We start from the raw sequence: 20823 nt of genomic DNA on the forward strand, positions 1-20823 counted from the left end.
ATACAGGAATAATAAAGTTAAAATAAGACCATTTCAGATTAAATCCGTGCATGATTGGGAATACATAATAGAAAAGAAACAGATATGAATACATCATTTGAACGTTATCAATGTCAGATTGCTTTACCGGGTTTTGGAGTCTCGTCTCAGGAACTGCTTAAGAATGCTAAGGTTCTTATTGTGGGAATGGGAGGTCTTGGCTGCCCTTCAGCGCAATATCTTGTTTCTTCAGGTATTGGAACTATTGGTCTGGTGGATGATGATATTGTTTCTTTAAGCAATCTTCATCGTCAGATTTTATATAATCCCGAAGACGTAGGAGCGTTTAAAGTAGAAATTGCAGCAAAAAGATTACAACAGCAGAATCCTTCTGTTTCTATTATTCCTTATCAGCAGCGAGTTTCTTCTTCCAATGTCATGGAACTGATCTCTGAATTTGATCTGATCATTGAAGGCACGGATAACTTTGAAACCAAATGTCTGCTGAATGATGCTTGCGTACTTGCCGGGAAACCTCTCGTTTACGGAGCAATTTATCAGCATGAAGGACAGGTTAGTATTTGGAATGTAGCACAAAAAGACGGCTCTTACTCTCCCAATTACCGTGATGTTTTTCCTAATGCAGAGGAATCACAGGTTCCAAACTGCCGGGAAGGTGGTGTAATCCCTACTCTTGCAGGAATTGTGGGCTGTATGCAGGCTAATGAAGCGATAAAGTATCTGACAGGATCAGAAGATACTTTAGCAGGGAAATTATGGATGATGAATGTAATGAATGGCAGATCACAGATCATTAAGCTTAGAAAAACAGCTGTAGCAATCACTTCTCTACCGCAAACCATACAATGTATAACTTTTAAAGAACTTATAAAGGACCAAACGCTGTTTGAAATCATCGATGTACGTTCAGAAGAAGAACATAAAAACTTCAATATTGGCGGAAAAAATATTCCGTTGGATGTATTACAGGATCATTTTTCTTTTATTTCGCTGACTTCAAACCCTATTGTTATTTACTGTCAGTCCGGAAAGCGAAGTGTGGAAGCAGCAAGAAAGATAAGAAGTACTTTTCCGGAAAAAGAAGTTTTTTCTTTGAAAGATGGCATTAACGGAATGAAACAGTAGGAAGAAAACGGCTATTATCCTATATCTTGGCAAGTGCTGACTCTTTATGAGCTGCTATATGATCAGACTTATCACTCTTGATCTCATATTGAGGACTGTCTTCACTGGCATGATGAGTATATCCTTTATAATCAAAATCTTCTGTATGAATCTTAATAATAGTACCGGATACCCTACCCGCTTCAGAATTCCAGCTTACTTTATCTCCTATTTTAAATTTCGGTTTCATAGTAGCTTTTCTATGATTTGAATTTTTTATTGAACCATAAAAGTCACAAAAGTTCTTTAAAAAGGTTACTGTTATACTTTTGAGAAGTTCAAATAAGACCAATCTTTTTTCAGTCAAATAAGCTCTCATCAGAATAAAAGACCTTTCCGTCCCTTATTCTTGCTGGTGAAGTATAAGGATGTTCTTCGGATTTACCAATATTCATAATATGTTGTACGTTCCAGCCTTTTATTTTCAGATCATCGGAAATCATAGATCTGTGACAGCGCCACCACACCGCTTCAGAACACATATAAGCTGTCGTTTTCTTTATGGCAATATTTTCAAGTTTTTTGATAGCTGCGGCAAACTCTTCAGTTTGCATATAATCTGCATAGCCACGGAAAGACTCGTTTCTCCAACGGCTGTTTACGGAACCAGGCTGTACTTTTCTCCTTCCTCCCAATCCTTCAAGATGGATATAATCAATATCATGTTCCGGCAATACTTTTTCCAGATTGTCTTTACTAAACCATGGATATTTCTTTGAACCCGGAAATCTTCTCACATCTGCAAGTACTTTAATATCAAATGATTTTAACATTTCAATAAATTCTTCAAGAGGATGAATTGAATGCCCAATCGTATATATAACCGATGTATTCATACTTTACCAGCCTTCGAATCAATCTATAATATTCTGTTTTACTTTTTGAGAAACTGCAATTTCTTCTCCTGCCATTTCATGTATGGTTTCATCAATCATTATGCACATACTGTTTAGCGCGAGATCGTTAGCTTCAGTTCCAAAAGGTTCTTCAATTTCATCTGCTATTGCTTCAAATGCTACAAATGTATAAGCCACAAAGACTACAATAAGCGGTGTAAACCATCTGAGGGAATCTACCAGCCCGAAAGGCAAAAGAAAACAATAAATATAAACGGTACGATGCAATAAAACCCTGTAGCTGTAAGGAATCGGAGTGGAAACAATTCTTTCACATCCTCCTACAATGTCAGAAAGCTTATCAAAATTCTCATCGAAGCGCGCCTGCTGAATAGTGTCTATACTGCCTTCATCTTTTGCTTTCTGCACCCATTCTGCCAATAATTTCATAATGACAGCCGGTTTATATTTTGATGCGGAAACTATTTTCAGCTGACTTTCATTAAGTCTGTCTTTTAAATCATCATACGCATCTGTTCCTCTAAGCTGATGCTTCAATGCGAAAATAAAAGCACCCAGCAATTGAATAAATTCATGAACGGAAAGACTGCTTTGCGTTGCGTTTTTTAAGGTTAAAGCCTGTCGGGTCAGAGAGCGTGCAGTATTCAGTAAGGCTCCCCATAATTTACGTCCTTCCCAGAATCTTTCATAGCTGGCATTATTCCTGAACCCTAAAAATAAGGCTAGAACAAACCCGAATAAAGTTAATGGCGCCGGATTAAGAGGAACTTTAAAAGAGAATATAACTCCTCGCAGGTATACGACTCCCAATGCCAGTATAAAAAGTATAAAAAGACGCGGCAACAGTCCAGGTAAAACTGAACCATGCCATACAAAAAGCATTTTGAACCAATGTTCCTTCTTCCTGATAATCATAGGATTTTGTAAGTCTTTTCTTAAATTTTATTTTTTTATCTGTCCTATCACTAAAGATTCCAGCTGATACGAGCTGCGTGCAGGTTTTTTCTCTCCTTCAGCAACAATGCGAAGCGGTCCTTTCGATTCCAGTAATGGCTTACCGTCAATGGCATCCGCAACAATGATATTTTTATCCGCAATGGAAGCATCCAGCTCAGCAAGTGAGAATAAAACCTGATATCCGTCTTTACATTTTACAAGCAGATATTTTGTCATATTTTCACCATGAAGCTCTTTACCTGAAGGCGCACCTGCCTTTGCAAGAATATCCTGAACTGAAACTCCTGAGTAGATGTGTACACTTCCATCTTTATCTTTTAATGAAGCTTCTTTCCGTGGCATTTTTGACAGGTCAGCCAGGCTCAGCTCCAAGGGTTTGGGAATATCACCATTTACTTTAAGCTTAAAATCTGACTGGCAAAAAGCCCAACCGGACACGACCAACAGTGCTAAAGGAAGTATTTTTTTCATATAACAATATAAGAATATTTATGGTCTTTGAATAGCGCCCTGATAGAGCATTTCATCTACTTTTTTATAAACTTCCGGATCGTGTTTTCTGATTTTAATTTTAACGTATTTGGAAGCAGGCATATTACTGTCTTTCACTACATTATTTACCGACACCAATACATTGGTCTCCGGGAAGTAAGTCACTGTATTTTTTTCCGGAATCTGATAGGAAACGATAATAAATAACGGAGCTACCCTTTCTATCCCATCATCATAATTGTAAAGATCTACCCTGTCTCCGGCTTTAAATCCTGCTTTATCAATATCTTTCTGATTCATAAAGATCACGCGGCGTTCATTTTTAATCCCTCTGTAACGGTCATCTAAACCATAAATAGTAGTATTGAACTGATCATGGGTACGTGTTGTTGCCATCATATATTCATCCGGTGCAAGGGTATTATCCGGCACTTCCGTTAAAGTAAACGGTGCGCGTCCTCCAAGTTCTTTAGAAAAACTCTGTTCATCCCTTGCTGCATTCGGCAGGTAGAAACCTCCTTTTTGTCTTACACGAACATTATAGTCTGTAAATCCTGGGATACATTGCTCTATATCATCTCTTACCGCATCATAACTGTCATGATAACGCTGCCAGTTCACCACAGATCGGCTTCCTAAAGTAGCCATAGCCATACGGCATACAATCTGGGTTTCATTGATGAGGTTATTGGAAACAGCATCCAGCATTCCTTTTGAACTTTGAACAACCCCCATCGAATTTTCAGTCGTTATAATCTGTACTTCACCATTCACAATATCTTTGTCACTTCGTCCGTAAGTTGGCAGAATCAGAGCTTCTTTACCATGTACAAGGTGTCCCCTGTTTAGTTTGGTAGAAACACATACCAACAAATTGAGTTTTCTGAGCGCATTTGCTGTATAAGTTGTGTCCGGTGTTGCCGAAAGGAAATTTCCTCCCATGCAGAACATTACTTTTATTTTTTCTTGGTGAATTGCTTTTATTGCGCGTACTACATCATACCCATGTTTTCTGGGCACTTTGAAGCCATAGAAGTTTTCAAGACGGTCAAGTTGCTCATCAGTAGGTTTTTCATCAATCAGCATGGTTCTGTTTCCCTGAACATTACTGTGACCACGTACAGGACACACTCCGGCTCCCGGTTTGCCAATACTTCCTTTCAGTAAAAGGATATTAAGTATTTCACGGATCATATCTACCCCGTTCGGCTGTTGAGTAAGCCCCATTCCCCAGCTGATAATAATACGTTTTTTGAAGGCAATCATTTCTGCCGCCTGATGTAATGCTTCTTTAGAAACTCCAGAAAGTTCAGCCAGCTCCTCCAGTTTATAATTGTCAAACTGTTTCATGAAGTCTTCATATCCGACTGTTTTATTTTTGATAAATTCTTCGTCAAAAACTTTTCCGGGATTTTTCTTTTCAAATTCAATCAGCAAAATTTCAAGAGCTTTGAGTAAAGCCATATCACCATTGATTTTTACAGGCAAATAAAGGTCTGCCAGCTGTACTCCACCGTTCATGATTTCCTTTACACTCTGAGGATTTATAAATCCCATCAAGCCGGCTTCGGGTAATGGATTAACAGCAATGATTTTAGCTCCGTTTTTCTTTCCTTTTGCTAAAGCGCTCATCATTCTTGGAGCATTTGTTCCCGGATTTTGTCCGATGATAATGATCACTTCCGCATCATAAAAATCTTCAAGTGTCACGGTTCCTTTACCAATTCCAATGGTTGGTCTTAAAGCTGATCCTGAAGTTTCATGGCACATATTGGAGCAGTCAGGCATATTATTAGTCCCAAATTCTTTAGCAAATAACTGATACACAAAGGATGCTTCATTACTCGTTCTCCCTGAAGTATAAAAAGCTGCTTCATCAGGAGATTCAAGTGCATTGAAATGTTCTGCTATTTTTTTGAAAGCATGATCCCAGCTGATAGGTTCATAGTGGGTAGCTCCGGGAGCCAGGTACATAGGGTCTGTAAGCCTTCCCATTTTTCCGATCTGATAATCATCCAGTTTGGCAAGGTCATATACAGAATTCTGCTTAAAAAACTCAGGGGTCACACGTTTGGTAGTAGCCTCTTCAGCGAGTGCTTTTGCTCCGTTCTCGCAATATTCTCCAAGAACAGAGCGTTCATCGTCAGGATCGGGCCAGGCACAGCTTGGACAGTCAAAACCTCCCATCTGGTTCATCTTGAACAGCGCTCTCATACCTCGGATAGGTGTTTTTTCTTCAAATAAATCACTAAAAGCCGCCATTACAGCAGGAACTCCTGCAGCTGATTTTTCTACGTGTGTCAGCTTAAGATCAAGTAAAGTGAAGGGATTTTCCGCATTGGGTTCTTTATGGATTTTTTCTTCTACTTTCTTTTTGTTATTTTCTTCCATAGCCTTTTATTTTGTAAAGTGATCAACATTTAAGATTAGGGTTCGGGTAGTTATCGCTTTGGTCTTCCATTGTATTGTCTATACATACAAAATCTTTTTCCACCAAAAGCTTTACAAGTCCTGCCTGCCCGTCAAATCCCACAATATCAGTGGATACAAGTTCTTCCACCATTGCTGCCGGCATTTTCATTACGATTTTATTCTCAATGAAAGCTGCGGATAACAGATTGTCATCTGTTCTTTCTATAGCGTAGATGAATGGTCTGTCTACAAATTCTGTAAAACTGGAAATAATTCCGTTTTGTCCTAACTCTGAAACTTCAGATTGAGTCAGGCGAAATCTTATTGAGTTGTCTTTTATTCTTATTTTCATATCCTTTATTTCTGTTTTCACCACAGATCAGCAGTTTTTATTCGCAACTATGGCTGTAATTTTTTCTTTTCTGCCACGAATGCACGAATGGTTTCTGTGGTTATTGTGCTTATTTTCCAATTATTTTATGGTAGCGGCTTTCATTATAAATATTAAACCTATTATCCCTCAGGAATCCTAACAGCGTCATATCAAACTCTTTAGCCAGATCTACCGCAAGACTGGAGGGCGCTCCTATTGCAGCAACAATGGAAATCCCTGCCATAGCCGCTTTCTGGATTAATTCAAAACTAGCTCTACCACTTAACAATAAAATATTGTCTTTCAATGGAAGCTGTCCGGTAAATAACGTGTGTCCTATCAGTTTATCGAGAGCATTATGTCTTCCCACATCTTCCCTTAAGGCTAGCAGATTCCCCTTATAATCGAAAATACCTGAAGCATGAATACCTCCGGTTGTGCTGAAATTACTTTGAAAAGACTGTAAATTTTCAGATAACCGGTATAATGTTTCTAATGTTATAGCCAGCTGTTCACGGTCCATATTCTGAAAGGTGCTCACCGTTTTTATGGATTCAATAGAACCTTTTCCGCATACTCCACAACTTGATGTGGTATAAAAATTTCGGTCTGCGTTTTTCAGCTGGGGAATGAAATCAGAAACTAACTCTACTTCAATGATATTCTCTCGGTTTCGGGAACATTCTGCCAGGGGATGGTCTATATTTTTGACCTGATGATAACCCGAAATGATTCCTTCGGTAAACAGAAAACCAGCGGCAAGTTCTGCATCATTACCCGGAGTACGCATGGTAACGGAGATATTTTTACTTTCCTTCGGATCTTTACCATAAGAAATACGGATCTCCAAAGGTTCTTCTACTGCAATATCATCTGTATAAGGAAAACTTTCTTCACCTTTTACTTTGATAATATCTATCTGCCGTACAGATTTATTTTCTAATATATTGGTTTTCATATCTGAATAATCTGGTATAGTAAATATACAAAATTTCGTTCTTGAAATTACGGATGGGCAGAAACCCATTCTTCTCCATCTTCAAAAATTTCTTTCTTCCAAATGGGAACCGTTTGTTTTATAGTATCAATCATGTAGCGGCAGGCATCAAAAACAGCTTCTCTGTGCCCGTCACTTACAACAATAATTACAGCGGCATCACCAGGAAATAAAATTCCGGTACGATGATGTACAACTATATTTCGAACAGAAAATCTGGAAATCGCCTGATCTACAATTTTCTTTATTTCTTTTGTTGCCATAGATACATAGCATTCATATTCCAGCCGGACAACAGGCTTGTTTTTAGTACTGTTACGGACGGTTCCGATAAAGGTTGCAATGCCTCCACTGCTTAGATCCTGAGCTAGCGTAAGACATTCATTTATGCTTAATGTATTATCGGTTATTTTAATGTCAATCATTTTTTTTAAACTCTGATTTTACAAAGTATTTTTATTCGCAAATTCGTTACTCTGACATTCTTTTTTCTGCCATGAATGCACGAATGTTTTTTGAGTGTTTATCGATCTAGCCTCCACTTACAGGCGGAATAATGGCAATTTCGTCTGAACTTTCAATGATCTGTTCATCCTCTGCATATTCTTCATTCAAAGCAATAAAGTAGGATTTCAGTTTTTTAAGTTCGGGAAAGGATTCTTCCAATAAATTCTTTAATTGTCCTACATTCAGGTTCTCTGCCGTTTCCAATTCTTTTTCTGATGCTCCCAAAATATCTTTCGTTATTCCAAAAGCTAATATTTTCACTTTCATTTTATTTTTAAAGTAAATTTTACCAATATTTTGTTAAAACATTTATACCTGCTACCAATACGAGTATAGCCGTCATTCTTTTTATGATTAAAGGATTCCATTTCAGGGACATTCTGGAACCTATCTGTCCACCGATCAGAACAGCCAGGCATAGACTTAAAATTCTAAAAAAATCCATGTCTACAGATAATTTTGACAGCTGTCCGAATATTCCTGATATAGAATTCACCAGTATAAAAACACTTGATGTTGCTGCAATTTTTCTCGGTGTATCCCATTTCATCAGGTTTAATAGCGGGGAAAGAAAAATTCCGCCACCAATTCCTACCAAGCCGGATAAAAAGCCAATTCCACCTCCTAAAAAACTGTTTCCCAGCAATGAAGTTTTTGAATTTTGTACTGCTTTTTCATCAACTTTAGGATCTGTTTTCACCCATAATAATAGGGCAGCAATGATAAGTGTAATCCCTAAAACCAGAAAGAAAGTCTCCTGACTGATCTTCATTACAGCTCCAAGATAAGCCATGGGAACACTGACGAGGGTGATGGGAAGCACCTTTTTCCAGTCAATCTGATTATTTTTAATATAAATATATACCCCTCCTACCACTACAATTACATTACATATCAATGCTGTTAACCGTATTTCCTGATAAGGCAGACTATACATTGCTAAAACGGCAAGATAACTGGACCCACCGCCAAATCCTACCGAGGAATATACAAGGGCAATTATCAAAAAGAAGAGAAAAATCTCCCAATGTCCCATATTGTTTTTAATGAAGGTTAATGCTGTTACAATAATACTCATTTTAAAGGTTGTTTAGTGTGAAAAAATGTAAAAGTGTATGCTGTGATTTGTGAAAAAAATATCATAAATTGTGTATCTCAGGAATACAGTAATGTAATCCCCTTATCATTTATTAAATTTGATTCATCAGAAATAAATTAAAATATCAATAAAGAAACACCCCAAAGCATGAATTCTCAAAATGTCACCGATTATCCTAATAATAATACGTATTTCCTGGTATGGAATTTTAAACAGAATGTAGACTCAGCTAAGATCAAATCTGTGTTTCAGAGAATGTGTGCTCTGATTATTAACCTTAACAACTCAGCTCTTGATCGTTTTCCCAATTCAAAGGCAAGCTGCGTAATGGGTATCGGATATGAAGCATGGCTGCAACTCCAACTTCCTACTCCGCTTCCAAAAGAATTTAAAAGGTTTGAAGAAATAAAAGGCAGTAAGCACACTGCTGTAAGTACCCGTGGAGATCTTCATTTTCATATTCGTGCAGATGAAAAAAGCTTTGCCTACGATATGGCTTCTACCATTTCAGATTTTATGAAAGACATTGCAGATTGTGTTGTAGAGGTTCAGGGATTCCGATATTGGGACAGCAGATCTATCTTAGGATTTGTAGACGGCACTGAAAACCCGCATGGAGCAGACCGGGATCATTTTGCTGTCATCAGTGAAGCAGATCCTGACTATCAAGGTGGAAGCTATCTTTTTACACAGAAATACATCCATAATATGAATGCCTGGAAATCTCTGTCTGTTGAAGATCAGGAAAAAGTAATCGGCAGATCAAAGGAACAGGATATTGAAATGGATGATGATGTAAAACCTAAAAACTCTCATATTGCCCTGGCTAATGTAGGTGATGATTTTAAAGTGGTAAGAGACAATATGCCTTTCGGGAATGTAGCTACGAATGAAATGGGAACCTATTTTATCTGCTATGCCAGCACTTTCAGCACAGTAGAAAAGATGCTGACCAATATGTTTATTGGTGATCCTCCCGGAAATTATGACCGTATTCTGGATTTCAGCACTGCTCAAACGGGAACTCTGTTTTTTGTTCCGTCCGCGGATATGCTGGATGATTTTTCTTCTTAACTTCCTAACGATTTATGATAGAAATCTTTTGTTGGAAAGCGTAAATGCGCTAATTATTGATATTAATTATGCTTTAAGGGGCGATGATTTTATCTGGGATGAAATTTTTTGATTGCCACGGATGCACGAATTTTTATCTGTAAGCCTGTGTAATTATGTGTATAAAAAATAATCTGACAAGATGTTTATTTTAGTTGCCATGTATACACGAATTTTTTCTTTTTATGTGTAAGTTTATGTTGTGTAGGATTATACAGACTATGATTTTTAATCGTTGTTTACATGATCTGCGGGAAAAATAAAAATAAAAAAGGGTCTTCATTGTGAAGACCCTTAAGCGGGAAACAGGGAGAACCACCACCCTTCAAGCATAACCTCGATATTTCAAAACTTCATGAGCTCAAAGTTTAAAATTTCCCCACTATTTTTATTAGATTAATAACCACTGTTCTGGGTTAAATTAGGATTTGCAGTAATATCTGCGGATGGGATTGGAAATATATTGAATTTAGTATCTACCGCTTTCCCATCTTTAGTATTTCCTTTCCAGCTCCATACATAATCACCAGGGGTAAATTTATTGAAACGGATAAGGTCTGTTCTTCTGGTAAGTTCCCATGAAAGTTCTCTTGACCTTTCATCCAGAATGAAATTAAGATTCAGTTCTGCACTGGAAATTGCACCGTTTCCGTTGTTATAAGCTCTGTTTCTGATAATATTGATATGAGTAAGGGCAGATGCTGTATTTCCGATTCTGAAATAAGCTTCAGCAGCAGTAAGATATGCTTCTGAAAGACGGAACATCGGAAAATCTGTATCTACATATGCCGCATCTGAACCCGGATTTCCGTTTTTATCTACATTTCTCCATTTTGTAAAGGCATAGCCGTCCTGGAAAGTTCCCGGAAGAGCCGCAATTTCTTTTTTGTGCCCCACATTAAAAATCAATGCTCTGCTGTCATTCTTTGTAAATGCCTTAGGATCCGTTGTATTAAAATTCTGATCGGCAGTCTGAAACTTATTGACAAATTCTGGACGCAGACGGATATTTCCCCAGCCGCCGGCAATACCCATGTTAAGGTAATTGAGCATCGTCCCTCCGGTTTGTGCTAATACGAAGAATGTAGTTCCGCCATAGGTTTTGGATCTTATACCATCCATGTTTAGTGACCAGATGATTTCAGGCGATGTATTATTGTCTGCAAGGAAGTTGTAAAGATATTTTGGAGATAAACTGTAGTGACTTTGAATCACTTTTTCAGCATATTCAGCTGCTTTTGCCCATTGAGCAGACTTTGTATAGACTTCTGCATTCAGATAAAGCCTTGACAATAGGAAATCAGCGGCAGTTTTATCTACTCTTCCATACTCGTTGTTTACAGGAAGAATATTTTCAATCTCCTTTAATTCTTTTTCTATATAGGCATATAAATCATTAGACATGATCTGCTTAGGCAAAAACTGAGGATCCAGCTTATCGGCATCCGTCACAAAAGGTACATTTCCGAAGGTATCCAGTAACACCCAGTAAGAATACGCTCTCAGGAAACGTGCTTCTGCTCTGAAATAAGTCACTTCTTTCTTAAAATCCGGATTTGTATGACCTCTCTCCTGCATTTTTTCATCTGTAGTCTGTCTTAAGAATTCATTGGTATAGCCGATAATCTGATATAATCTTGCATAGTAACCGTTCAGGATTGCTGTATTGGAATCCCAGCTATTGGTTGCCATCTGTCTTAATCCGTTGGACTGTGATCCCATGATGGCTTCATCAGTTGTAAGAACCTGAACATAGAATGCCAGACGGATGAATGAGCTGTACCCTTCATCAAAATTCCCCATATCAGGATCTCCGGTAGGACCCTGCTGCCCACTAAGGCATAAAGCGGCATAACATTTGGCAAGAACTCCTTTATAGTTTTCAGGTTTGGAATATACCTGCTCTGTGGTCACAATATTCGGATCAATGGGTTCTGTATCCAAATCTCCGATACACGAGCTTACCGTGAAAAGTAAAAGTATAAAAGGTATTATATATAAACGTTTCATTGTTTAATTATTTAAAGTTAACATTTAATCCAAAAAGGAAAGAACGCGGTCTGGAATACATATTATTATCGATTCCCAGATACACTTCAGGGTCTAAACCGCTGTATTTCGTAATCACAAAAGCATTCTGAACAGAAAAGCTTACCCCCAGATCAAATTTATCGCTGATCTTTTTGAAAGTACGTCCCAACGTCATATTATCCATTCTGAAGAAAGATGCATTTTCAAGGAAGAAGTCTGAATAAAGCTGTAGATTTTCAAATCCTTGTTCTGCCGTATAGCTTAATATGTTGGAATAAGTACCGTTTTCAGGGTATATTTTTGATCTGTAATCTTTTGATTTAATGTTATTGTATACATAATTACCAAAATTTGCATGTCCGTTAAATCCAAAATACCAGTCTTTATAGCTCACCTTTGATGAGATTCCCAGATAGGATTTCGGCATTGGGCTTTTATCTTTTACCAGACCGCCCTTATATTTTCCTTCAATAGGTCTGTTATTTTCATCATATTCCTGCTCAAACAGATAGAAGGTATATGGTGAATACCCTACGGAATGTATCTGAATGGTTCCTGCCGTAGACCCTGAAACATTTCCGATAGGTACTCCGTAATTTGGATTATCCACCAGGGTCAATTTCGTAATCTTTGAATTGTTTAAGGTAAAATTCGCATCCAGATTCCATTGCCAGTCTCCACTTTTCACAGGAATGGTATTCAGGCTAAGCTCTACACCTTTATTTTCCATAGAACCAATATTGGTAAATATCATATTGGTAAGGTTAGAACCTGCCGCTACTGAGATTTTGTTCAGAAGATCATCAGTTGTTCTTTTATAAACCTCAAGGGATCCTGAAATTCTGTTTCTTAAAATCCCGAAATCCAATCCTAAGTTATAAGTAGAAGTTGTTTCCCATTTAAGATTCGGATCGTAGCCATTAGGACGAATCGTCTGATAGAACTGATTTCCCAATTGATATAAGGCGTTGGATTGGCTATAAGTATAGGTCTGCATCCATTCATAATCTCCACCAATATCCTGCTGTCCTGTTTTACCATAGCTCAATCTTAATTTAAGATCGGAAAGGAAATTACTGTCTTTCAAAAAATTTTCTTCCTTGATCTTCCATGCAAAGGCTGCGGACGGGAATAATCCCCAATGATTATCTTTGGCAAAACGGGATGAGCCGTCATTTCTAAGAGTAGCAGTAAAAAGATAACGATCATTGAAGCTGTAATTCAAACGTCCGTAAAATGAAACAAGATAATACTCTGTTTTTGGTGCAATATTTTTATAAATTTTGTCCCCGGTAATATTAGCCTGATAATCATTATAGCTTTTCCAGAATCTTTGCCATGAATATCCGCCCATCACATCGAATTTATGCTTCCCTAAAGTTTTGGAATAATTGGCATAAGCATCCAGCTGCAAATTGCTTTTTTTCTGGGTATATTTCTCTACAAGCCCTTGTCCGTCGTTTCCAATAGAAGTCCAGGCAAAAGGTGCGTTATCAGGAACAAAAACATCACCATCACTTTTCAGGATATCAAAACCTGTGTTAAGGTTTAATTTTAAATCTTCAAATCCATGAATTTTATAATCAAGCTGTATATTTCCAATGTGTCGGAATACTTTCGACTGATCTTTCCTCAGATCAAGAACTGACACGGGATTCGTTCCTGCCTGAGGAACCGGTTTTCCCGTTGCATTTAACCAGATGAAATATCCAAGTCCATAAGGTGAGGAGTTATCAAAAACAGGGCGTGTAGGATCAAATGTTACTGCACCGCTCGCCGGATTGGAAATAAAGTCGTTGTTCTCTATACTGGGTTTATAATTAAGGTTTACATTTAAATGTTTATCAAAAAAAGAAGGATTCAGGGCTAAACTCAGGTTCATCCTTTCATAAGCATTCTTCTTAATGATTCCTTCCTGATTGGTATATCCCAAAGACAAACGATACGGAATATCCTTAACGGCACCCGTCATACTGAAGTTCTGGTCATTACTTACAGAAGTACGGTATATTTCTTTTTGCCAATTCGTGTCAAAAGTTCCCATTCCGTTGATTACCGCTGCGTTATCTGCATAACGACTCTTCATGTAAGCCCTGTATTCATCCCCGTTCAGTACATCCAGCATTTTAGGGTTATAACTTACTTTGGTATTGGATGAATATTGATAACGTGTTTTCTTGCTTCCCTTTTTTGTGGTAATAATAATTACCCCGTTAGACGCTCTCGACCCGTAGATTGCTGTGGAAGATGCATCTTTCAGAACGGTATAGGTTTCTATATCGTTGGGATTGATCATTCCCAGAATATTACTTGAACCTGTAGTAGATGAATTATCAATAGCAATTCCGTCAATAATAATCAACGGATCATTACTTGCAGACAAAGAAGATCCTCCCCTGATCCTGATGGTAGAACCGGCACCTGGTGCTCCTCCCGGGGAAGTAATATTAACACCAGCGGCTTTTCCCGTTAATGCATCCTGTGCAGAAACCGGGCTTCCGTTATTTTCACTGTCCATTTTTACTGTGGTCAGAGATCCTGTAGCATCAGATTTTTTTACTTTTCCATATCCGATCACAACTACCTCATCGATTTTGTTTTCTTTTACAGAAACAGTGTCTTTTGCCATAGAAATAGCCCGCGCAGGCACTATTGCTTTTGCAGAAGTTCTGCGAAGCATCACTGTATTGTTTTTGATCTCATATTCCACGGGATAATTACTCCTGAGATACTTCAGGGAAGCTTCCAGCGATGAATAATTAATACCATTTTCATCCACAAGAAGATCTTTAAAGTCTGTACTGGAGTAGAAAAACGGAACTTTAGATGATTTGCTCAGCTTATCAAAAACCTTAGCTATGGACACCCGTTTTTGTTTTGCCTGTGTGGTTGGTGGCTGCTGCCCGGATTGACCGTAAGCCACCGGAAGTCCCATCGCAACCAGAAGAATCACGGAAATTATTGTTTTTTTCATAAATTTGGGATTAACTTTATTAGACTTTAGCGAGTTAAATAGTTAATTGGCATCAATAACCCTCATTATTGGTGCTTTTTTATTTTATTTGAGTTGTATTTCCTTTTCGGATTTTTTTTCTGTTTTAAGGTTAAATGGATAGCAAATAGCTGTTAAGACCTCATTAAGATTTCCTGAAAAAGAACCTTTGATTCTCTTTTCTTCGTATTCTTTCGGATAATCTATCTTAATATTATAAACCTGTTCCAACTCTGAAACAATATTTTTCAGTGTTTCATCCTCAAATGAGAAATCTCTTCTCGCATCAGCAGCATAATAGAATTGAGCCGGTTTTTCAATATTCTTACTCCAGGACTGATTGGGCAGCAAATAGGTAATCTTTCCTTTGTGATCGACTTTAACTTTTCCCTCAAAAAGTTCAACCTTTTCTTTTCCACTGGTTTGATCTAAGAAAAATTTTGTTCCCAACACCTGTACAGTAAAATCTTTTGCGTTAATTCTGAATGGTCTGGATTTATCTTTTGCAATATCAAATGTTGCTTTACCCGTGAAAGTAATTTTTCTGTCAGCTTTTCCAAAATCTGAAGATAATACCAACGTACTGTGCGGTTCCAAAACGATATGACTGCCATCCGGAAGATCAATACTTTCTGTAAAATCAGCACTCGTATAACTTTGAACTTTAGTTTGCTCTACAACGGAAGTAGTTGCAGACGGATTATAGAGAAATACTCCAATTCCTATCACCGCAGCTACAGACGCAGCCCAATAGAATTTTCTCAGGCTCTGACCGGATTTTATCCTTTTTTGAATTCCCGATTTGATACGGGCATCCGTAAGAGAATCAATTTTTTGATTTTCCTGATAGGTTTCTTCCCAGTTCTTTTTAAAATCTTCGTCTTCCATTGTATTCATATCTAGTATTACGCAGAAAAATTAAATCGTCAACCTTTTTTAGAAAAATTATTAATGAGAGTCAACAATTTTTTCTAAATATGTTTTCACATCACTCCATTTGTAATATGGAAAAGCACTGGTCTGCAAAGGAATATGAACTTCATTTTCATTGTGAAGAAATTTAACCAGCACATCATTCTTTTTATTTCTGTAAAAGATCATCTGTAAATTGGCAGCCATAGGTGCCGCCTGAAATGTATTCCAGACTTTGTAAACTTCTCCCGGGTTAGTTTCTTCTTTATTCATCCCTTCAATATTCAGCAATGCAAGCAAAGGGGTAATATTTCCATCATGCCCGAATCTTAATGAGGCTCCGTTTTTATGATTATTGATGTAATCTTCCGCCTCATCCAGCATATTTTTTACCAATGGAATAGAATTATTCTTCACCAATCCCTTACTCAAAGGTGATGGTCCGTCATTCACATAGGTCTGATAATTAATTGCCTGATAAATATTGAATAATTCATCTTTGGTAAAAAGGTCATAGAAAGAAATATCCGTTTCCAGATTCTGCATATCGCTGGCAATCCAATAGAATGCTTCAATCACTCTTTCCGGATTTACGTTTTTATAGATATACTCATCATTATTGAACAGGTTCTTGATAAATCGTTCAGACTTCATATTTTCTGCCCTGAATTTTCTTTTTTCCTCCTGCCAGAAATTGTCTGCTGAACGGAAATCAATAGATTCTTTGGTATGATGATTCAGGTATTTCATGTATTTATCCGAAGACTCCATATTTATCTGAAGCTTTGGATTGTTAGCAACCAATTCATTGGCGAAATTAGCCATGCTTATGATACATCTCGGTACAACTGTTGATTTCGCGGTCACTACAGCATTTTTTTCAAAAACTTTAGGGTTATTTTTAAACATTCTCTGGGAGATTTGTCTATGCTGTAATGCTCCAAGTTCTGTAAGATCACCATTATGTCCTTCTGCCTGAATCCATATTTTTTTCAATCTTTCTAATGCTGAATGTCCTTGCGGCGTCAAAGCGTTATGATCTGCTGCTTTTTCCAACACATGCATTACTCCTGAGAAATCTTTGTCATTGATCAGCCATCTTGAGCCATGTCTTCCATAATGACTAATATAAAATGATTCATAGCCTGATGGCACAGGAGTCTGTTTCCCTGAAGGTGTTGGATACGCATAATATACTCCACCCGTTGTTTTTATATCAGAAAAAATATCTTCTTTCGTGGTTTGTGCATGGGTAGAGAAAAATGCTGATACAAATAAAAGCAGTAGTGTTGTCTTTTTCATTATAAACTCTTTTTAGTCGATTGAAATACAGCTGTTCCATTTCAAACAACGGAAGCAACTGAAATTATACATTGTTCTGAAAAGAAAATGTTCACGGTATTTACTTTTCTAAAACTCTTTCTATCTACTATTACGCAAGGATGTTGAAATCGTCAACCCTGAAAAAAGCTTTTTATGAAAATTAATAATGAAAAGAAGAGATTAATATGTGTTTTTAGAAGATTCAACACTTTATTAACATGCTTTGCCACAGCATTTTTGGAGATGCTGTTTTCTTTGGCAATCTGAGAGTAGCTTTGACCTTCAATTTTATGTTTTAGGAAGAATGCCTTACTTTTTTCGGGCATTTGATGGAGTAATTTTTCTATTTTATCTGTCTGTTGCTGATATTCTTCTTCATCCTCATCATTTTTTACAACTTTAAGGTGAATATCTTCCTGAAGATCAGAAAAGGAAAGTTTATTTTTACGGTAGAAATTGGCAATTTCCTGCTTTGCTGTTTTGAATATTATTGCTTCCTTATTTTTCTCCAAAATATGTCTGTACTTCCATAAATGAACAAAAATATCCTGAACAACATCCTCAATATCTTCTCTTCCATGAATATATTTTTTCACGAAAAAAAAGACCTGATGCTTGTATTCATCATATATTTTTTCAAATAGGGGTTCCACAGCAGCTTGAAATACGGTAATTCTTCAAATATATAAAAAAATAAATTTCAAAAAATTTATATATTTCTGATATGAGTACGGATTATCCAACAAACAGTTTATTAAATGCAGACAGGAAATATCCAGCATTGTAATTTTATCAGATTGTGTGCTTTATTTTTGTTTTTAACTGCTCGCCTTGAGCTACTATTATAAAACCTTTTAAAGTGATATTCTGTCTATTTTGAATAAAATCAGAAAAATAATCTGCCTCACCATAAAAATCAATATTCCTAATATTAAAAAGAATGGACCAGTTTTAAAAGGTGGGATAATTATGTAATTTTATTTAACGCAAAGTTTTTACCCCTTTATTTCATATTTTCAAGGGGGCAAAGGATGGAATCAATTTCATTGATTCTTTCTAAGCAAATGCATATCTATCAAGCTACTTCAGAGAGAGTTGCATTTTTTAGTTTTCTAAAATAAAACATTGGATCCTATTTCTTTGCCATTAGAAAATGACCTATTGGTTCAATAAAAAGTATTTATTTTCGAAAATGTAAGCTGCTAAAAAGTTCTGATATTATTTTCGATTTTGATTTTTATATATTTAAGACGTTTTTAAATAAAGTCTGTCATTTCTTTACTGATAAAGCAGTTGTGAATTGAAGTATATGAGATCTCATCCATATTGGACTTTGCAACAAAACAATATTATTATAAATATAAAAAATGGAACTTTTTCCTATCATAGATATTCAGGATTTCAGGGCAAAACAACTTTCCGGAAATGAGAATTTCTCGTACTCTGAACTTAAGGGAATTCATCATATTGAACGTCCCCACAGACATCATTTCTTTTTACTGGCGCTTTTTGAGCAGGCTGAAGGAATTCATACAATTGATTTTAATACCTATAAAATCGATAACAGGCAGATTCATGTATTGTTTCCGAATCAGGTTCATACCTGGAAGCTTGAAGAACATACGATTGGATATCAGCTTATGGTAGACCGTGAACATTTTGAAAAGTTCTCATCCAATTTTCCGTTTTCACTTGCTTATTATCAGAGGAATCCTGTTATTTCTCTCTCTGAACCTGTATTTGACACATTGCTTTATGAGTTTAAAGCGATTCAGAATGAATTGAATGATAAAGATTTCCTGCCGGAAGTCATTCATGCAAGAACTGCTGTGATCATTTCTACGGTAAGCAAAGAAATCAAAAAGCTGTTTTCTAGCCGTGAGGATAGTCAATACAGTGCAAGACTGGTTAAATTCCATGAACTTATTGAGGAATTTTTCAGGGAAGAGAAATCAATTTCATTTTACGCGGAAAAGCTGAATATTTCAACAAGTTATCTGACTAAAATATGTAGGGCTCAATTAAAAACGTCTCCAACCCAGCTTATTCTGCAGCGTACTCTTCTGGAAGCTAAACGACTTTTGAAATCTACAAATCTATCCATCAAAGAGATAGCTTTTGATTTAGGATTTATTGATGCTCCTTATTTTTCCAATTTTTTCAGGCAACATATAGGCATTACTCCAAAACAATTCAGAGACCACTGACGGATTATTCAATTTATGGATCGAATTCTTCATCTTCCTGAGTAAGCTTCTTTTTAATTTTGCTGCCAGTAATTTCAGATAAGATGATCCCAACAAATAATAATACAATTGATGCCAAGACTATTGAACAGTCGACGAATGCATCCACACAAGCTAAACCGGTTCTTACCCAATCTCTTCTTTGGCTGATCACCATCACAACAGGTATTGTAGTGGGAAACAATTATTATAACCAGCCTCTTTTAGGGTTGATGGCGAAAGATTTTCAGGTTACAGAAACAGCGATCAGTATTATTGCCATGCTTACCCAGGTAGGTTTTGCAATGGGGCTTCTTTTTATTGTTCCTCTGGGAGATATGGTACGGCGAAAAAAATTAATACTTTCTATCTTTCTGCTGATCATAGCTTCCCTTGTGGGAATGGTTTTAGCTCCTACTCTTCCTTTGCTTTATATTGCCAGTTTTATGGTGGGATTCAGTTCTGTGGTTCCTCAGATGCTTGTTCCTTTAACAGCGGAGCTTTCTGTCCCGGAAAAGCGTAGTTCTTCAATAGGTATGGTGATGAGCGGGCTGCTTCTGGGTATTCTTTTATCCCGTGTGGCAGCAGGTTTTATCGGAGATATCTGGGGATGGAAGGCTATTTATTATATTGCTATAGGCTGTATGATTTTATTGATGATATTGCTTAGCGTGAAACTTCCGGATGTACACCCAACGTTTAAGGGAAATTATGGGCAGTTGATGCATTCACTTATTCACCTTGCAAAAACACAACCTGTTCTTCGTCTTTCGGCATTCAGAGGGGCATTGGGATTTGCCGGATTCAGTGCTTTCTGGATTACTTTGGTGTTTCATTTGGAGGAAGCTCCGTTTCATGCGGGTTCTGCGGTGGCAGGTTCTTTCGGACTTATTGGAGCGGTAGGTGCTCTTGCGGCTTCTGCGGTAGGAAAAATAGCAACAAAGGTTTCTACTTATCATATCATACTGGTTTCTATAGGGATGCTGCTGGCGAGCTGGATTGTCTTTTATTTCGGAGGTTATACTTATATCGGGCTGATTGTGGGTGTAATTCTTATTGATCTTGGGCTGCAATCAATGCATATCAGTAATCAATCTTCTTTTTTTGCATTAAATATAGGTGCAACGAACAGATTGAATACGGTTTATATGTTCAGTTATTTTGCCGGAGGTTCTTTGGGAAGCTACCTTGCCTCTCAGGCTTGGAAATACTTCCAATGGGATGGCGTAGTATTTACAGGATTCTCATGTACGCTTTTGGTTTTGATTGCTCATCTTTGGTTTGGAAAGAAAACGGCAGCTCATTAGATGATATTATCATACAAGTTCCCAATATTCAATATATTGGGGCTTTTTTGTATTGATCTTTA

The 20823-nt window shown here is 37.1% G+C and carries 19 protein-coding genes; 4 read left to right on the top strand and 15 right to left on the bottom strand.

From position 1 onward, the window contains the following. The first annotated feature begins 84 nt into the window (after positions 1 to 84). A complete protein-coding gene (locus AC5YGG_RS06380) occupies positions 85 to 1125 on the top strand; it encodes a ThiF family adenylyltransferase (protein ID WP_496143653.1) in 1041 nt (346 codons plus the stop codon). Positions 1126 to 1144: 19 nt separating this feature from the next. On the opposite strand, the gene AC5YGG_RS06385 is transcribed toward AC5YGG_RS06380, so the two are convergent. The 10 genes from AC5YGG_RS06385 to AC5YGG_RS06430 form a co-directional block, all read right to left on the bottom strand. Continuing rightward, positions 1145 to 1354: a hypervirulence associated TUDOR domain-containing protein gene (locus AC5YGG_RS06385; RefSeq protein WP_496143655.1), complete on the bottom strand. Its 210-nt coding sequence runs from the start codon at positions 1352 to 1354 to the stop codon at positions 1145 to 1147. Between the two features lie 109 nt (positions 1355 to 1463). Then, positions 1464 to 2000 (bottom strand): DUF488 domain-containing protein, encoded by a 537-nt coding sequence (locus AC5YGG_RS06390; RefSeq protein ID WP_496143656.1) that lies wholly within the window; start codon positions 1998 to 2000, stop codon positions 1464 to 1466. An 18-nt stretch (positions 2001 to 2018) separates the two neighbouring features. Then, positions 2019 to 2936, bottom strand: a complete 918-nt coding sequence (locus AC5YGG_RS06395) for a bestrophin family protein (RefSeq protein ID WP_496143657.1) — start codon at positions 2934 to 2936, stop codon at positions 2019 to 2021. Positions 2937 to 2963: 27 nt separating this feature from the next. Continuing rightward, entirely contained in the window at positions 2964 to 3449 is a 486-nt protein-coding gene (locus AC5YGG_RS06400; RefSeq protein ID WP_496143659.1) for a molybdopterin-dependent oxidoreductase, read from the bottom strand. Positions 3450 to 3467: 18 nt separating this feature from the next. Beyond that, on the bottom strand, positions 3468 to 5861 hold the full coding sequence (locus tag AC5YGG_RS06405; protein WP_496143660.1) for an FdhF/YdeP family oxidoreductase: 2394 nt from the start codon (positions 5859 to 5861) through the stop codon (positions 3468 to 3470). Between the two features lie 22 nt (positions 5862 to 5883). Continuing rightward, on the bottom strand, positions 5884 to 6234 hold the full coding sequence (locus AC5YGG_RS06410) for a DUF7009 family protein (RefSeq protein ID WP_496143662.1): 351 nt from the start codon (positions 6232 to 6234) through the stop codon (positions 5884 to 5886). A 109-nt stretch (positions 6235 to 6343) separates the two neighbouring features. After that, entirely contained in the window at positions 6344 to 7213 is an 870-nt protein-coding gene (fdhD, locus tag AC5YGG_RS06415) for a formate dehydrogenase accessory sulfurtransferase FdhD (protein ID WP_496143663.1), read from the bottom strand. A gap of 47 nt (positions 7214 to 7260) precedes the next feature. Beyond that, a complete protein-coding gene (locus AC5YGG_RS06420) occupies positions 7261 to 7677 on the bottom strand; it encodes a molybdenum cofactor biosynthesis protein MoaE (protein ID WP_496143664.1) in 417 nt (138 codons plus the stop codon). Between the two features lie 106 nt (positions 7678 to 7783). Further along, positions 7784 to 8026: a MoaD/ThiS family protein gene (locus AC5YGG_RS06425; protein ID WP_496143665.1), complete on the bottom strand. Its 243-nt coding sequence runs from the start codon at positions 8024 to 8026 to the stop codon at positions 7784 to 7786. Positions 8027 to 8045: 19 nt separating this feature from the next. Continuing rightward, entirely contained in the window at positions 8046 to 8837 is a 792-nt protein-coding gene (locus tag AC5YGG_RS06430) for a sulfite exporter TauE/SafE family protein (RefSeq protein WP_496143666.1), read from the bottom strand. A 168-nt stretch (positions 8838 to 9005) separates the two neighbouring features. On the opposite strand from AC5YGG_RS06430, the gene AC5YGG_RS06435 reads away from it, so the two are divergent. After that, a complete protein-coding gene (locus tag AC5YGG_RS06435) occupies positions 9006 to 9932 on the top strand; it encodes a Dyp-type peroxidase (protein ID WP_496143667.1) in 927 nt (308 codons plus the stop codon). Between the two features lie 435 nt (positions 9933 to 10367). Here AC5YGG_RS06435 and AC5YGG_RS06440 read toward each other — a convergent pair whose 3' ends face one another. The 5 genes from AC5YGG_RS06440 to AC5YGG_RS06460 form a co-directional block, all read right to left on the bottom strand. Continuing rightward, positions 10368 to 11981 carry a RagB/SusD family nutrient uptake outer membrane protein gene (locus AC5YGG_RS06440; protein WP_496143668.1) on the bottom strand — a complete coding sequence of 538 codons (1614 nt, stop codon included), beginning with the start codon at positions 11979 to 11981 and terminating at the stop codon, positions 10368 to 10370. Positions 11982 to 11988: 7 nt separating this feature from the next. Further along, positions 11989 to 14976 (bottom strand): SusC/RagA family TonB-linked outer membrane protein, encoded by a 2988-nt coding sequence (locus tag AC5YGG_RS06445; protein ID WP_496143669.1) that lies wholly within the window; start codon positions 14974 to 14976, stop codon positions 11989 to 11991. Between the two features lie 84 nt (positions 14977 to 15060). Beyond that, positions 15061 to 15891 carry a FecR family protein gene (locus AC5YGG_RS06450; protein WP_496143670.1) on the bottom strand — a complete coding sequence of 277 codons (831 nt, stop codon included), beginning with the start codon at positions 15889 to 15891 and terminating at the stop codon, positions 15061 to 15063. 51 nt (positions 15892 to 15942) lie between these two features. After that, positions 15943 to 17208, bottom strand: a complete 1266-nt coding sequence (locus AC5YGG_RS06455; RefSeq protein ID WP_496143671.1) for a histidine phosphatase family protein — start codon at positions 17206 to 17208, stop codon at positions 15943 to 15945. Positions 17209 to 17360: 152 nt separating this feature from the next. Then, entirely contained in the window at positions 17361 to 17882 is a 522-nt protein-coding gene (locus AC5YGG_RS06460) for an RNA polymerase sigma factor (RefSeq protein ID WP_496143672.1), read from the bottom strand. 714 nt (positions 17883 to 18596) lie between these two features. On the opposite strand from AC5YGG_RS06460, the gene AC5YGG_RS06465 reads away from it, so the two are divergent. Together AC5YGG_RS06465 and AC5YGG_RS06470 are read left to right on the top strand one after the other, a co-directional pair. Continuing rightward, positions 18597 to 19436: a helix-turn-helix domain-containing protein gene (locus tag AC5YGG_RS06465; protein WP_496143674.1), complete on the top strand. Its 840-nt coding sequence runs from the start codon at positions 18597 to 18599 to the stop codon at positions 19434 to 19436. Positions 19437 to 19519: 83 nt separating this feature from the next. Then, positions 19520 to 20761, top strand: a complete 1242-nt coding sequence (locus tag AC5YGG_RS06470) for an MFS transporter (RefSeq protein ID WP_496143675.1) — start codon at positions 19520 to 19522, stop codon at positions 20759 to 20761. The last annotated feature ends 62 nt before the right edge of the window (positions 20762 to 20823 follow it).

This window comes from Chryseobacterium sp. CS2K3 (assembly GCF_059515185.1).